Here is a 12,700-nt window from a genome sequence, read left to right on the forward strand (position 1 = left end):
CTGAAAACATCTGCATGTATCTACATTTGATGTACGTACATGCAAATGGGGGAATGATGGCCACGTCCGCACGCACCGGTCTGGTGCCCTTGGTGGCGTTCGCGGTGTTCACCGCGACGCTCGACGTCTATGCCGGCAACCAGGTCCAGACTTTGAGTCCCCTCAGCGTCGCGGCGATTTCGCTCAGTCTCGCGGCGGCCTTCTTCTTCGGCGCCGACGTCGTGAGAAGAGGGCTGACGGCGGCCCTGAGCCCGTTCCGTGAGCAGCGCGCCGACGTCCTCGCCATCAACGTCACCACCGCGGTCACCTGGCTGAGCATGCTGTACGCGCTCAAATTCCTCGAGCCCGCCATCGTCAACGTGATCAGCCTGGCGATCGGCCCGGCGCTGACGGTGCTGCTCGGAACTTTCCTGCGCCGCGGCAGCGCGGTCCTGCGTGCGGAGATCGCCACGGCGATCGGTATCTGCGGCCTGCTCGTCGTGCTGGTCTGGGCCTCCCTCGCCGGGCACAGCGGTGTCGGTGAGCGTCCCGGCGCCGAGATCGTCCTCGGCATCGTTCTCACCCTCGTTTGCGGGCTCGCGTCGACCGGCAACGTGATGTTTTCGAAGCGGCTCAGCGACGCTGGGAACAGCCCGCGTTCGGTGCTCGCCACCCGCTTCTGGCTGATCATCGCGATCGGCTGGGCTTTCACCGCCTTCGACGAAACGCCCCGGCTCGGGGAAGCGTTCGTGCCGTCGGCCGTGCTCGCGGTGATCGGCGTGGCCCTGCCGATGTACCTGTTCCAGGTCGGCGTACGGCATGCCGAACCGATCACCGCGGCACTGATCACGACCTTGTCGCCGGTGTTCGCGCTGCTCTTGCAGCTGCCGGATCCCCGCCTGAGGCCGTCGGCGGTGTCGCTCGTGTGCATCGTCGCGATCACCGCACTGGTCGCGGCAGGCGTCTTCGCCCGCGCCCGGTTCACACGCCGCCGGTCACCGGATCAGGCCGAGGTCACTTCCAGGACGGAAGCCACAACTCGGCGTTCCAATGCTCATTGGTGATCGCGTTGCCGTTGAGGATCGGCCACAGCCAGGCGAAGTTGGCCACGACGAGACCCACGTAGAGGGCGACGACGAGCATGCCCGTGCCCCGCCGCTCGAACCCGCGTTTCACGCCGCCGAGGATCTGGCCGAGGATCAAGGTCAACCCGAGTGCCAGGAACGGCGCCAGCGGCGTCGCGTAGAAGAAGTACATCTGGCGGTCGAGGTTGGTGAACCAGGGCAGGAACCCGGCGAAGTAGCCGACGAGCACGGCGGCGTAGCGCCAGTCCGCTCGGAAGAACGACCGCCACAGGCTCCAGCCGAGCATCGGCAGGGCCAGCCACCACATGGCCGGCGTCCCGATCAGCATCGTCGCCCGGATACAGGTCGACTCGCCGCAACCGGTCGCGTCGGTGCCGCCCGCGTACGCGTAGAGCATCGGCCGCAGCCCCATCGGCCAGGTCCACGGCTTCGACTCCCACGGATGCGGTTTGTCCTTGGGGGTCACCAGGTTCGCGTGGAAGTCGAGGACGTTCATCGAGTAGTCGCCGAGCGACCGCAGCGCGGGTGGCATCCAGGCCCAGAAGCCCGGATCGAGGTCCTTGATCGCCACGTAGTTGCGGTCGGTCGCGGTCTCGCTCGCGAACCAGGCCCAGTAGCAGGCGAGGTACACCAGGATCGGGATGACGACGATCGCCCACAGCGCGGGCAGCACGTCGCGGCGCAGCGTCCCGACCCAAGGCCGCTGCACCCCGGCGGCGCGGCGCGCGGCCACGTCGAAGAACACGGTGAGCAGGCCGAACGCGGCGATGTAGTAGAGCGCCGACCACTTGACGCCGAAGGTCAGCCCGATCATCAGGCCGCCGGCGAACCGCCACCACCGGAAACCGAGCTTCGGGCCGAACCGGGACTCTTCGATCCAGCCCTCGCGGACGGCCACGGCCAGCCGCCGCCGCACCTGGTCGCGGTCGCACAGCACACAAGCGAACGCGGCGAGAACGAACACCGCGATGAAGATGTCGAGCATGCCCATCCGCGACTGCAGGTGCAGCACGCCGTCGCTGATCACCAGGATCCCGGCGACAGCGCCGAGCAGTGTCGAGCGGGTGAGCCGCCGGGCGACGCGGATGGTGAGGAACACGATCAGCGTGCCCGCCAGCGCCGGCATGATCCGCCAGCCCCAGGCGTTGTAGCCGAACAGCCACTCGCCGATCGCGATGAGGTGCTTCGCCAACGGCGGGTGCACGATCAGCTCGTAGCCGTAGTTGTCTTCGTAACCGCCGTTGCGCAGCATCTGCCACGCCTGCGGGACGTAGTGCTTCTCGTCGAAGACAGGGGTGCCCTTGTCCGTGGGTGTTCCCAGATTCTGGATCCGGACGATGCCACCGATGAGTGTCAGCACCAGCGTGACGATCCAGCCGCGCAGGCGGTCTGTCGGCATGCCGCGGCCGAGGAGGGTGGCCTCGCGGTCGCTCGGTGGCCGGAGCGCGTCGACCGGATCCGGCCGCACGCTCTCGTCGTCACGGGTCAGCAGTGCGGTCACGGGGCATGATCCTACGGGCGGAAGAGTGAACTCGGTGTCCGGATCTGCGAACCGGTTAACCTTCGGGAATGACCGAAGGACGCCTCGTGCTGGCAGCCACCCCGCTCGGAGACGTCCGTGACGCTTCGCCGCGCCTGTCCGAAGCCCTCGCGACGGCCGACGTGATCGCCGCCGAAGACACCCGGCGCCTGCGCTCTCTCACCGCAGCGCTCAACGTTTCGCCGGTCGGACGGGTGGTCAGCTTCTACGAAGACGTCGAGACCGCCCGCCTGCCGAAACTGCTCGAATCGCTCCAGTCGGGCGAGACGGTAGTGCTGGTGACCGACGCCGGGATGCCCAGCGTTTCGGACCCCGGATTCCGCCTGGTGGCGGCGTGCGTCGAGGCGGACGTGCCGGTGACCTGCCTCCCAGGTCCGTCCGCGGTGACCACGGCGCTCGCGTTGTCCGGACTGCCTTGCGACCGTTTCTGTTTCGACGGGTTCGCCCCGCGCAAACCCGGTGAACGCGCGAAATGGCTCGGCTCGCTGAAGGACGAGCCCCGCACGGTCGTGTTCTTCGAGTCTCCGCATCGCCTCGCGAGCACGCTCGCCGACGCCGCCGACGTCCTGGGCCCCGACCGTCGCGCCGCCGTCTGCCGTGAACTGACCAAAACGTATGAAGAGGTTAAACGCGGCAATCTGCCGGACTTGGCCGCGTGGGCGGCCGACGGCGTCAAAGGCGAGATCACCGTCGTTCTGGCGGGTGCGCCTCCGCGTTCGGTGAGCGTCGCGGACCTGGTTTCGGAAGTTTCTTCGCGGGTCGAGGCGGGCGAACGCCTCAAATCCGCCGCCGCCGAAGTCGCCGAGGCCACGGGAGTCTCCAAGAAGGAGCTCTACGACGCCGTCCTCGCGTCCCGTAAGTAAGGACTAGGACAGTAGGGCTCTCGCGGCCGCGTACGCCTTCGCGGCGTCGGGCTCGGCGCCGGTGATGACGTCCGTGTAGATGAAGGACTCGCCGATCCGGACCAGCAGATAGGCCAGGTCCTCGACCGGCAGTGGCGGGGTGAGCCGTCCGGCCGCGACCTCCTCGTCCAGGAACTCGCACATCTTCGCGATCGCCCGGCTCTGGACCACGCTGGCCTTCGTCGTCAGAATCCGCAGCGCCCGTTCCGGTTCGGCGCGCAAGAACTCCCTGAACGGTTTCGAGTCGTTCACGGTCCGGACGAAGGTGCCGACGAGCTCCGCGATCCCCTCTGAGCCGCGTCCGAGCTTGCCGGAAGCCCGCGCTTCGAAAACCTCCACGGTCATCGACCACAGGATCTCGCCGAGCAGCTGATCCCGGCCGCCTACCCAGCGATGCAACGTGGCCCGGCTGATCCCCAGCTCGCCCGCGAGTTCGCCCATGTCCACCCGGCGCCCGTCGAGGAACCAGGCGCGCGCGATCGTGAACGCGCGCAGGGCGTCCGGGCGCGGCGAGGTCAGCTGGCGTTCGAGTGCGGTTTCGATGAGTGAAACATATCACGCTATGTCTCATGGATGAGACATATGCAAGAATGTCTCATCTCGATGAGGAGGAAGCGGATGCGCGCAGTACAGGTGACCGAATTCGGCGGACCCGAGGTGCTCAACCTCGTCGACCTGCCCGATCCCGTTCCCGGCCCGGGTCAGCTGCTCGTCGACGTCGATCGCATCGGCGTCAATTACGCCGATACGCATCAAGCCGAGAACTCCTACCTCGCGCCGAGCAAGCTCCCGCTCGTGCCCGGCGGCGAGGTCGTCGGCCGCACCGCGGAGGGCAAGCGTGTCGTCGCGCTGCTCAACGGCGGTGGCGGCTACGCCGAGCGCGCGGTGGCCGACGAGGTCACCGCATTCGGCGTGCCCGACGGCATCGACGACTTGACCGCGCTCTCCTTCATCGTCCAAGGCACCACCGCCTCGCTCCTGTTGCGCAAGAGCGCCCATCTCGAGCCCGGCGAATCCGTCGTCGTGCACGCGGCGGCGGGCGGGGTCGGCTCCATCGCCGTCCAGCTCGCGAAGGCCTGGGGCGCGAGCCGCGTCATCGCGACCGCCAGCAGTGACGAGAAGCGTGGACTCGCCCTCGAACTCGGCGCCGACGTCGCCATCGATTCGCGCGCCGAGAACATGACCGACGCGCTCCGCGAGGCGAACGGCGGCAAGCGTGTCGACATCGTTCTCGACATGACCGGCGGCACCGTCACGGACCAGAGCATCGCCGCCCTCGCGCCGTTCGGCCGGCTCGCGTTCTACGGGATGGCCAGCCGCGAGCAGCCGAAGCCGATCGAAGCCCGCAACCTTCTCGGGCACAGCACCACCGTGTCCGGGATGTGGCTGCCGCACGCCTTCAAACTTCCCGGAAACGTCTTCGGTCGCACGCTCGACGAGCTCTTCTCGCTGGCACTGGACGGCCGGATTCGCGCCGTCGCCGGCGGCGAGTACGCGCTTTCCGACGCCCGCGCCGCCCACGAGGCCCTGCGTTCGCGCGGCACCGCGGGCAAGCTCCTCCTGGACCCCACGAAGTAGCTCAGCCGAGCAGGCGTTCGAGCGGAGCGGATTTGTGCAGGCATTCCTGCCATTCCGCTTCGCTGTCGGAGTCGGCGGTGATCCCGCCGCCGACTCCCAGCGCGATCGTGCCGTCGTGGATTTCGAAGGTCCTGATCGCGACGTTCAGTTCCAGCCCCGCGATCGGCGAAGCGAGGCCGACAGCGCCCGTGTAGACACCGCGCGCCGCGGGCTCCAGCTCGGCGATCAGGTCCAGCGCGCGGATCTTCGGCGCGCCCGTCACCGAACCCGGCGGGAAGGTGGCCGCGAGCAGGGCCGCGTCGTCGACCCCGTCGGCGAGTTGTCCCTCCACTGTGGACTCAAGATGCCAGACCCCGGGCGCGGGCCGGACCTTGAGCAGTTCGGGGACGCGCACGCTGCCGGTGGCGCACACCCGGCCGAGGTCGTTGCGGACGAGATCGGTGATCATCACGTTCTCGGCGACGTCCTTGGTGGATTCCCGCAGTCGCTGAGCGAGATGCTCGTCGTCGGCGTTCCGCCGCGGCATGGTGCCCTTGATCGGCGTCGACCGGACATGCCGTCCTTGTCTGGCAAGGAAAAGCTCAGGGGAGAACGACACGACCGCGCCCCAGTCGCCGGCGAGGAACGCCGCCCTGCGGGCCCCCAGGCGGCGCGTGCCTTCGGCGAACAACGCGATCGGATCCCCGTCGAATCCTCCGCTGAAGCGAGCGCAGATGTTCGCCTGGAACAGCTCACCGGCTTCGATCGCGTGCACGCAGGCCTTCACCGCGTCGTAGTGCTCCGACGGAAGCGGCCGGGACAGCGGGCCGGAACTCCAGGACGTCGCTTCGGGAAGGTCGGCGAGCAAGGATTCCACCGCGGAAACCTCACCGACCGGGTCCGGGGCATCCTCGGGAACCAGCGCTTCGAACCACCACGAACCGTCCGTGTCCAGCCGCAGCACCCGGTCGACCCAGCCCCAGACGGCCGGGGGCAGGCCGCCGGAACGGCCGGAGGGATCGGTCAGGTCGTACCCCAGGTAGCCGAACCAGCCGCCGCCGATCGCGCCGGGCACCACGTCACGAACGGAAGGCATCCGGGCGGGAATCGCGAAAGCCTCGGCCACGTCCTGGACGGGAACGAGGGGAGCGCTCAGCGCGATGACCGCGCGCGAAGAAAACCAGTCTCCGCAAAGCGCGGCCGGGGGCGCGAGACCGAGGGCCGCGGCGCGTACCCCGAGAGCCGCCAGCGCCCGCTCGGGCGCGACGTCCGTCCGCAGCCTCCGGCACATCAACCGCACGCGACATTGTCTCCGCCCGGGTGGCCGGAAACGCAACCCGCCTCGGCCGGAAAGTGAGATCCGCGACCACGCGGGCCGGCCTCGGTGACGTCACGCATACCCGCAGTCACGGAGGCATTACAAAAGCAGGTCCGAGAGCGCGAAGGGATAGACCACGGCGTCCTGGGCGATCGGCCCGTTCACGCCGGGCAGCCCGGTGCCGAAACCGTGCTGGTGCAATCCCAGCCGCGAGTGGAACCAGCCCGGCCTTCCCGGGATCTCGTTGTGCCTGACCAGCCACAACACCACTTCGCTGTCCGCCCACTTGTCCGGATGCAGGCGGTTCGTCCAGCAGTCGAGCCCCGCGTACACCAGAACGCGTTCGACGCGCGCCGCGTGCCTGACGTGTTTGATCCACGCCTTGATGAACCGGTCGTCGACACTGGGCGCCTCCACTTCGAGCGCCGGCGCGAGCGAACCGGGCGCGAAGGCACCGAGCGCGCTCGCCGTCCGTACGAAATGGTCGGCCTGGTCGTGGACCGCGCCGGGACGCGCGTAATGCCGTGCGCCGGTGTGGATCCCGGCGTGCTGCGCGCCCGCCAGATTGCGTTCCGCGGCGACGTCCCGCCAGTTGGTGTTCTCGCTGACGGTGACCGAAGCGAACCGGATGTCGGCGCCACGTACCGCTGCCCAGTCCGTCACCGTCTCCCGGTGGGACAGGGTGACTCCGTGCTCACCTTCCGGATCGATCAAAGTCACCTGTCCTCGAATTTTTGCCCCAGTACGCCGGAAAGGTCACCTTACGTCCGCGGAGCGGCCGCAAGGTGACCTTTCGGTACAGCGTGTCTCAGGCGTTTTCGCGTTGGAACGTCCGCGAGCCCCACCAAATGGCCAGAACGGCCATGACCAGCACCACCACGCTCCCGGTGAACAGCGCGTCCATCGAGAAGTCACCGCGGAAACTGTTCCGCTCGACATCCACCACATGCCGGAACGGATTGAAGCGGGAAATCGTGTACAGCCAATCCGGCGCCGAGCCCGCGGTGATCGGGATCAGGATTCCGGACAGCAGCAGCAACGGCATGAGAACCGCGTTGAGCAAAGCCGGGAAGGAGTCTTCGCTCTTGAGGGTCAGCGCCAGCGCGTACGAACACGACGCCAACGTGATCGACAGAAGGAAAACGATCACCAGGCTGAGCACGACGCCGCCGAACGGTGCGTTCAAATCGAAGACCAGGTACGCCAACGCGATGATGATCAACGCCTGGACGACCGTCTGCAGCGCGTTGGCGAGCACCTTGCCCAGCAACAACGCCACCCGGCTCACCGGCGTGACCCGCATCCGTTCGACCACGCCAGAGCGGTATTCCGCGAGGAGCCCGAACCCGACGAAGGAACTGCCGAACAGCGCGAGCTGCGCGATGATCGCCGGGGTGAAGATCATCCAGCCGTCCACATCGGACAGGCCTTGCACGTTGAGCGCCTTCACCAGAAGCGGCCCGAAGAAGAACAGATAGAGGAGCGGCTGCATGATGCCGATCACCAGCCAGGTCGGGTTGCGCAACGCCGTGAGCATGTCCCGGCGGAAGATCAACCAGGTGTCATGCAACATGCGTGGCCTCCTTTTCCGGAGCGTCCCCGACCGGCGCGCTCTCTTCGGCGTCGCGCAGGCTTCGGCCCGTCAGGGTCAGGAAGACGTCGTCGAGCGTCGGCCGGTGCACCTGCATGGACGTCATCGCGATGCCACGCGCGTCCAAGGCCCGCAGCAGTTCGGGCATCGCGGTGTCCCCGCGCGGTACCCGGAAACGCACCGTGCCGTCGGTGACGGTCATTTCGTGTGCCCCTTCGAGGCGGCCGGCGACCTCCGCGGTCTCCGCCGCCGACTCCGGTGTGACCCCGATGACGACACCGTCACCGGAAACCCTCGCCTTCAGCGAATCCGGCGTGCCCTCGGCGACGATCTTCCCGTCGTCGATGACGATCAGCCGGTCGGAGAGCGCGTCGGCCTCGTCGAGGTAATGCGTGGTCAAGAAGACCGTGACGCCCTGTTCGTCGCGCAGCCTGCGGATGTGCTCCCACAGGTTCGCGCGGCTCTGCGGGTCGAGTCCCGTCGACGGCTCGTCGAGGAAGACGAGACCAGGCGAGTGGATCAACCCGAGTGCGATGTCGAGACGGCGGCGCTGCCCGCCCGACAAGGTCGCGGTCTGCCTCTGGTCGAGTCCGGCGAGGTCCAGCTGGTCGGCGAGGGTGGCCCCGCGCGCGAGCGCGTCCGCCTTGCTCATCCGGTACAGCCGCCCCTGGAACTCGATCTCCTCGACGACCTTGCTCGCCGGTGCCGTGCCGCCGCCCTGCGCGACGTAGCCGATTCGCCGGCGCACCCCCAGTGGGTCGGCGAGCAGGTCACAGCCGCCGACCGTGGCCTCGCCGGCGGTGGGCTTGAGAAGCGTCGTCAGCATGCGCAGGGTGGTGGTCTTCCCCGCGCCGTTCGGCCCGAGGAAGCCGACAAGTTCCCCGGCCGACACGTCGAGATCGACGCCCTTGACCGCGTGGACCTCGCCCCCATTGCGGCCCTTGCGGCGGAAACGCCGCTCAAGGCCGCGTGCCTTGATCATGTCTACCCCTTTCCGGTGTTCAGCTAGTCAAATTTGACTAGCTGAAGGACGCACTGTGCCCTAGAAGTCGTCCCGTGGTCAAATTTGATTACCTGGGCGGCGCGCCGAACACGGCTTCGTCGCCTTCGCCCGCCATCACGTACTCGCCCGCTTCAAGGCGGCCGATCAGGTCTCGCATCCAGGTCACGTTCGCTTCCGCGTGCACGCTCCACAGGCGGTACAGCTCGCTGACGTGCGGCGGCTTCCCCAGATCGATGGCGTGCTCACGGGCGTAGTGGGTCGACTGAGCGTGCGCTTCCATGTTCGCCAGCTGCTGTTTCAACAGGGCCAGCACCTGAGCGCGGGGCAAGGTCGGCATGAACGTGACCGCCGCCGACAGCGAGTACCCGGTCGCGTCGTCGCTCGACAACGCCCTGCCGAGCTGTACGAGGAATTCGGTCTCCCCGTCTTCGGTCAGCTTGTACGCGACACGGTCGGGCCCGCTGCCCGCTTCGATGTCGTCGACCTGTTCCAGGAGGCCTTCGGAGGTCATCTTCTTCAGCGCGTGATAGATCGACCCCGGCTGGACATTGCCCCATTTGTCGGCCGCCCACGAGAGAAGTTCGCGCCGGACCTGGTAGCCGTGTGCCTTCCCGTACATGCGCACGACACCCAGCACCAGCAGACGCGTGGCGGACACCGAGGCCTCCGATCCTCTCCCGGACAACAATGCCTTAGACGACGTCCGTAGGCTAAACAAGCATGAGCACCCCAGTGTTGACTGCGGTGGCCTGGCCCTACGCCAACGGCCCCCGCCACATCGGCCACGTGTCCGGATTCGGCGTCCCGTCCGACGTCTTCTCCCGCTACCAGCGAATGGCCGGCAACCGGGTGCTCATGGTGTCCGGCACCGACGAACACGGCACCCCGATCACCGTCCAGGCGGACAACGAAGGCCTGACCTCCCAGCAGACGGCGGACAAGTACACCCGTCAGATCGGCCAGGACCTGCAGGGACTCGGTCTCACCTACGACCTATTCACCCGCACCACCACGGGCAACCACGCCGACGTCACGCAGCAGATCTTCCTCGCGCTGCACCGCAACGGCTACGTCGTTCCCAAGACCACGCGGGGCGCGATCAGCCCTTCGACCGGCCGCACCCTGCCCGACCGCTACATCGAGGGCACCTGCCCGATCTGTGGCTACGACGGCGCGCGCGGTGACCAGTGCGACAACTGCGGCAACCAGCTCGACCCCGCGGAGCTGATCAACCCGAAGTCCCGGATCAACGGTGAAACGCCGAAGTTCGTCGAGACCGAGCACTACTTCCTCGACCTGTCCGCGTTCGTCGAGACCTTGGGCAAATGGCTGTCCAGCAAGACCGACTGGCGCCCGAACGTCCTCAACTTCACCAAGAACCTGATCGACGACATGCGCCCGCGGCCGATCACCCGCGATCTCGACTGGGGTGTGAAGATCCCGCTCGACGGCTGGCGTGACCAGCCTATGAAGCGTTTCTACGTCTGGTTCGACGCTGTCATCGGCTACTTCTCCGCGAGCGTCGAATGGGCGCGCCGTTCCGGCAACCCGGACGCCTGGCAGGAGTGGTGGAGCAACCCGGACGCCCGCTCCTATTACTTCATGGGCAAGGACAACATCACCTTCCACGCCCAGATCTGGCCCGCCCTGCTGTTCGGCCACAACGGCGAGGGCGATCGCGGTGGCGTCCCCGGCAAGTACGGCAAGCTGCACCTGCCCGACGAGATCGTTTCCAGCGAGTTCCTCACGATGAGCGGCTCGAAGTTCTCGACCTCGCGCGGCACGGTCATCTACGTCCACGACTTCCTGCGTGAGTTCGGCCCGGACACCCTGCGGTACTTCATCTCCGTCGCGGGCCCCGAGACCCAGGACACCGACTTCACCTGGGACGAGTTCGTCCGCCGGACCAACTTCGAACTGGCCAACGAGTGGGGCAACCTCGTCAACCGGTCCATTTCCATGGCCCACAAGAACGTCGGCGCCATTCCGCGTCCGGACGCCCCCACGGCCGCCGACGAGGAGCTCAAGGAGCTCTCCCGCAAGGCGTTCGACACCGCGGGCGCCCACCTCCAGCGGTCCCGGTTCAAGGCGGCGGCGAGTGAGGCCATGCGTGTCGTCACCGCCGCGAACCGGTACCTGTCGGACCAGGAGCCGTGGAAGCTCAAGGACGACCCCGCCCGCCGGGACAGTGTTCTGCACACCGCTTTGCAGGTCGTCTCGGACGCCAACACGCTGCTGACCCCGTTCCTGCCCCACTCGGCCCAGAAGGTGCACGAGGCACTCGGCGGCTCCGGTGTGTGGGCTGCGCAGCCGGAACTCCAGGAAGTCGAGGACCTCGACATCCCCGGCCGGATCAACCCCATCATCACCGGGGACTACAAGACCGAGCAGGCACGCTGGAAGTCCGTGCCGATCGAGGTCGGCAAGCCGCTGGAGAAGCCGACCCCGTTGTTCGCCAAGCTGGACCCGGAACTAGGCGAAACCGGTCCCGAATGGGCACCGATCTCGAAGTGATCAGCTGATGGGTGCGGAGAAGAAGGAACTGCCGCCGATCCCGGACCGGTTGCCGGTTTCGGTGGTGGACGCGCATACCCACCTCGACGCGTGCGGCGCGGTCACCGCGGCTGACGTGACGGCCATGGTCGATCGCGCCGAACGCGCCGGCGTTTCGCGGGTGATCACCGTCGCGGACGATCTCGCGGCCGCCCGATGGGCCGCGCAAGCGTCCACTTGGGACTCCCGGGTCTGGGCCGCCGTCGCGATTCATCCCACGCGCACCAAGGAATTCGGCGAGGCCGAGAAATCCGAAGTGGAGAGTCTCGCGAAGCAGTCCAGAGTGGTCGCGGTCGGCGAGACCGGCCTCGACTACTACTGGGACTACTCGCCCCACGACGCACAGCAGGACGCCTTCCGGTGGCACATCGATCTCGCCAAGCGGATCGGCAAGCCCTTGATGATCCACGATCGGGACGCGCACGAAGACGTCCTCCGGATCCTCGAGGAAGAGGGGGCGCCCGAGCAGGTCGTCTTCCACTGTTTCTCGGGGGACGAGCACATCGCACGCCGGTGCATCGACGCGGGTTATGTCCTTTCTTTTGCGGGAACGGTCAGTTTCCGCAACGCGCGCGGGTTGCACGAGGCGGCACGCATCGTTCCGTCGGGCCAGTACCTCGTCGAGACGGACGCGCCGTTCCTGACCCCTCATCCGTTCCGTGGGCGACCGAACGAGCCCTACTGCGCCGCCTACACCGTCCGCCACCTCGCCACGTTCAGGGGTGAGGCGGTGCACGAGGTGGCCGAATCGGTGCGAGTGACCGCTGAGCTGGTCTTCCGTTTGCCGACAGTCACCCCCAGTTGAACGGATTGCGACATTAGTGATCATCAATGGTCCACTCTGATGAGTGACCAACGTCACGACACTCCGGGGGGTGTTTGCGCAACCCGGCGAGGTTCGTTACTGTCCCGTGATCGTGCCGGTCGGTACCCGCTCATGCGGTTTCCGGCTGTTACGCCCACAGTCACGTCAGTGCACGTCGGGGAAGCGGAACCAGGAGCGGTACGGCCTGGAACCGTGACGATGGCGCTGACTGCGGGTGTCGGACTTCTAGAGGTGTGCCGAAGTGCGCATCGAGACGAAGGACGTTGTGGAGCGGTTGTCGAGCTCCTTCACGTCTTGGGAAAGGGAACGACCCAGTGACTGGTAGCAGTAGGCAGGATGGCTCGCG

General features: G+C 67.2%; 12 protein-coding genes. 5 read left to right on the forward strand and 7 right to left on the reverse strand.

Going from position 1 to position 12,700, the window contains the following annotated elements:
* The first annotated feature begins 56 nt into the window (after positions 1–56).
* The gene (locus ACLJPX_RS13675) at positions 57–1,043 is read left to right on the forward strand and encodes an EamA family transporter (RefSeq protein ID WP_410600403.1); all 987 of its coding nucleotides are present in this window, start codon (positions 57–59) and stop codon (positions 1,041–1,043) included.
* Here the strand turns inward: ACLJPX_RS13675 and ACLJPX_RS13680 are convergent.
* The gene (locus ACLJPX_RS13680; RefSeq protein ID WP_410600404.1) at positions 994–2,565 is read right to left on the reverse strand and encodes a dolichyl-phosphate-mannose--protein mannosyltransferase; all 1,572 of its coding nucleotides are present in this window, start codon (positions 2,563–2,565) and stop codon (positions 994–996) included. The two genes, ACLJPX_RS13675 and ACLJPX_RS13680, sit on opposite strands and share 50 nt — an antisense overlap.
* Before the next feature lie 68 nt (positions 2,566–2,633).
* Between ACLJPX_RS13680 and rsmI the strand changes: the two genes are divergently transcribed.
* Entirely contained in the window at positions 2,634–3,467 is an 834-nt protein-coding gene (gene rsmI, locus ACLJPX_RS13685) for a 16S rRNA (cytidine(1402)-2'-O)-methyltransferase (protein ID WP_410600405.1), read from the forward strand.
* Between the two features lie 3 nt (positions 3,468–3,470).
* Here rsmI and ACLJPX_RS13690 read toward each other — a convergent pair whose 3' ends face one another.
* Positions 3,471–4,025, reverse strand: coding sequence for a QsdR family transcriptional regulator (locus ACLJPX_RS13690; RefSeq protein WP_410600741.1), 555 nt, complete (start codon positions 4,023–4,025; stop codon positions 3,471–3,473).
* A gap of 99 nt (positions 4,026–4,124) precedes the next feature.
* Between ACLJPX_RS13690 and ACLJPX_RS13695 the strand changes: the two genes are divergently transcribed.
* Positions 4,125–5,084, forward strand: a complete 960-nt coding sequence (locus ACLJPX_RS13695; protein WP_410600406.1) for a quinone oxidoreductase family protein — start codon at positions 4,125–4,127, stop codon at positions 5,082–5,084.
* 1 nt (position 5,085) lies between these two features.
* Here ACLJPX_RS13695 and ACLJPX_RS13700 read toward each other — a convergent pair whose 3' ends face one another.
* The 5 genes from ACLJPX_RS13700 to ACLJPX_RS13720 form a co-directional block, all read right to left on the reverse strand.
* Positions 5,086–6,363 (reverse strand): aminodeoxychorismate synthase component I, encoded by a 1,278-nt coding sequence (locus tag ACLJPX_RS13700; RefSeq protein ID WP_410600407.1) that lies wholly within the window; start codon positions 6,361–6,363, stop codon positions 5,086–5,088.
* A 117-nt stretch (positions 6,364–6,480) separates the two neighbouring features.
* The gene (locus tag ACLJPX_RS13705; RefSeq protein ID WP_101613517.1) at positions 6,481–7,095 is read right to left on the reverse strand and encodes a glycoside hydrolase family 25 protein; all 615 of its coding nucleotides are present in this window, start codon (positions 7,093–7,095) and stop codon (positions 6,481–6,483) included.
* A 94-nt stretch (positions 7,096–7,189) separates the two neighbouring features.
* A complete protein-coding gene (locus ACLJPX_RS13710; RefSeq protein ID WP_410600408.1) occupies positions 7,190–7,954 on the reverse strand; it encodes an ABC transporter permease in 765 nt (254 codons plus the stop codon).
* Positions 7,944–8,954 carry an ATP-binding cassette domain-containing protein gene (locus tag ACLJPX_RS13715; RefSeq protein WP_410600409.1) on the reverse strand — a complete coding sequence of 337 codons (1,011 nt, stop codon included), beginning with the start codon at positions 8,952–8,954 and terminating at the stop codon, positions 7,944–7,946. The genes ACLJPX_RS13710 and ACLJPX_RS13715 overlap by 11 nt, the downstream gene beginning before the upstream one ends.
* Before the next feature lie 88 nt (positions 8,955–9,042).
* Positions 9,043–9,633: a PadR family transcriptional regulator gene (locus tag ACLJPX_RS13720; protein ID WP_410600410.1), complete on the reverse strand. Its 591-nt coding sequence runs from the start codon at positions 9,631–9,633 to the stop codon at positions 9,043–9,045.
* A 62-nt stretch (positions 9,634–9,695) separates the two neighbouring features.
* Here ACLJPX_RS13720 and metG point away from each other — a divergent pair, with 62 nt between their 5' ends.
* Together metG and ACLJPX_RS13730 are read left to right on the forward strand one after the other, a co-directional pair.
* Positions 9,696–11,489 carry a methionine--tRNA ligase gene (gene metG / locus ACLJPX_RS13725; protein WP_410600411.1) on the forward strand — a complete coding sequence of 598 codons (1,794 nt, stop codon included), beginning with the start codon at positions 9,696–9,698 and terminating at the stop codon, positions 11,487–11,489.
* A 7-nt stretch (positions 11,490–11,496) separates the two neighbouring features.
* Positions 11,497–12,333 carry a TatD family hydrolase gene (locus ACLJPX_RS13730; protein WP_410600412.1) on the forward strand — a complete coding sequence of 279 codons (837 nt, stop codon included), beginning with the start codon at positions 11,497–11,499 and terminating at the stop codon, positions 12,331–12,333.
* Positions 12,334–12,700: the final 367 nt, after the last annotated feature.

The organism is Amycolatopsis sp. lyj-90, assembly GCF_046549035.1.
Lineage (GTDB): Bacteria > Actinomycetota > Actinomycetes > Mycobacteriales > Pseudonocardiaceae > Amycolatopsis.

What these genes read in the sequence shown, in the direction of transcription:
- ACLJPX_RS13675 (WP_410600403.1), top strand. Translation starts at nt 57, where the DNA reads ATGGCCACGTCCGCACGCACCGGTCTGGTGCCCTTGGTGGCGTTCGCG.
- rsmI (WP_410600405.1), top strand. Translation starts at nt 2,634, where the DNA reads ATGACCGAAGGACGCCTCGTGCTGGCAGCCACCCCGCTCGGAGACGTC.
- ACLJPX_RS13695 (WP_410600406.1), top strand. Translation starts at nt 4,125, where the DNA reads ATGCGCGCAGTACAGGTGACCGAATTCGGCGGACCCGAGGTGCTCAAC.
- ACLJPX_RS13710 (WP_410600408.1), bottom strand. Translation starts at nt 7,954, where the DNA reads ATGTTGCATGACACCTGGTTGATCTTCCGCCGGGACATGCTCACGGCG.
- ACLJPX_RS13715 (WP_410600409.1), bottom strand. Translation starts at nt 8,954, where the DNA reads ATGATCAAGGCACGCGGCCTTGAGCGGCGTTTCCGCCGCAAGGGCCGC.
- metG (WP_410600411.1), top strand. Translation starts at nt 9,696, where the DNA reads ATGAGCACCCCAGTGTTGACTGCGGTGGCCTGGCCCTACGCCAACGGC.
- ACLJPX_RS13730 (WP_410600412.1), top strand. Translation starts at nt 11,497, where the DNA reads ATGGGTGCGGAGAAGAAGGAACTGCCGCCGATCCCGGACCGGTTGCCG.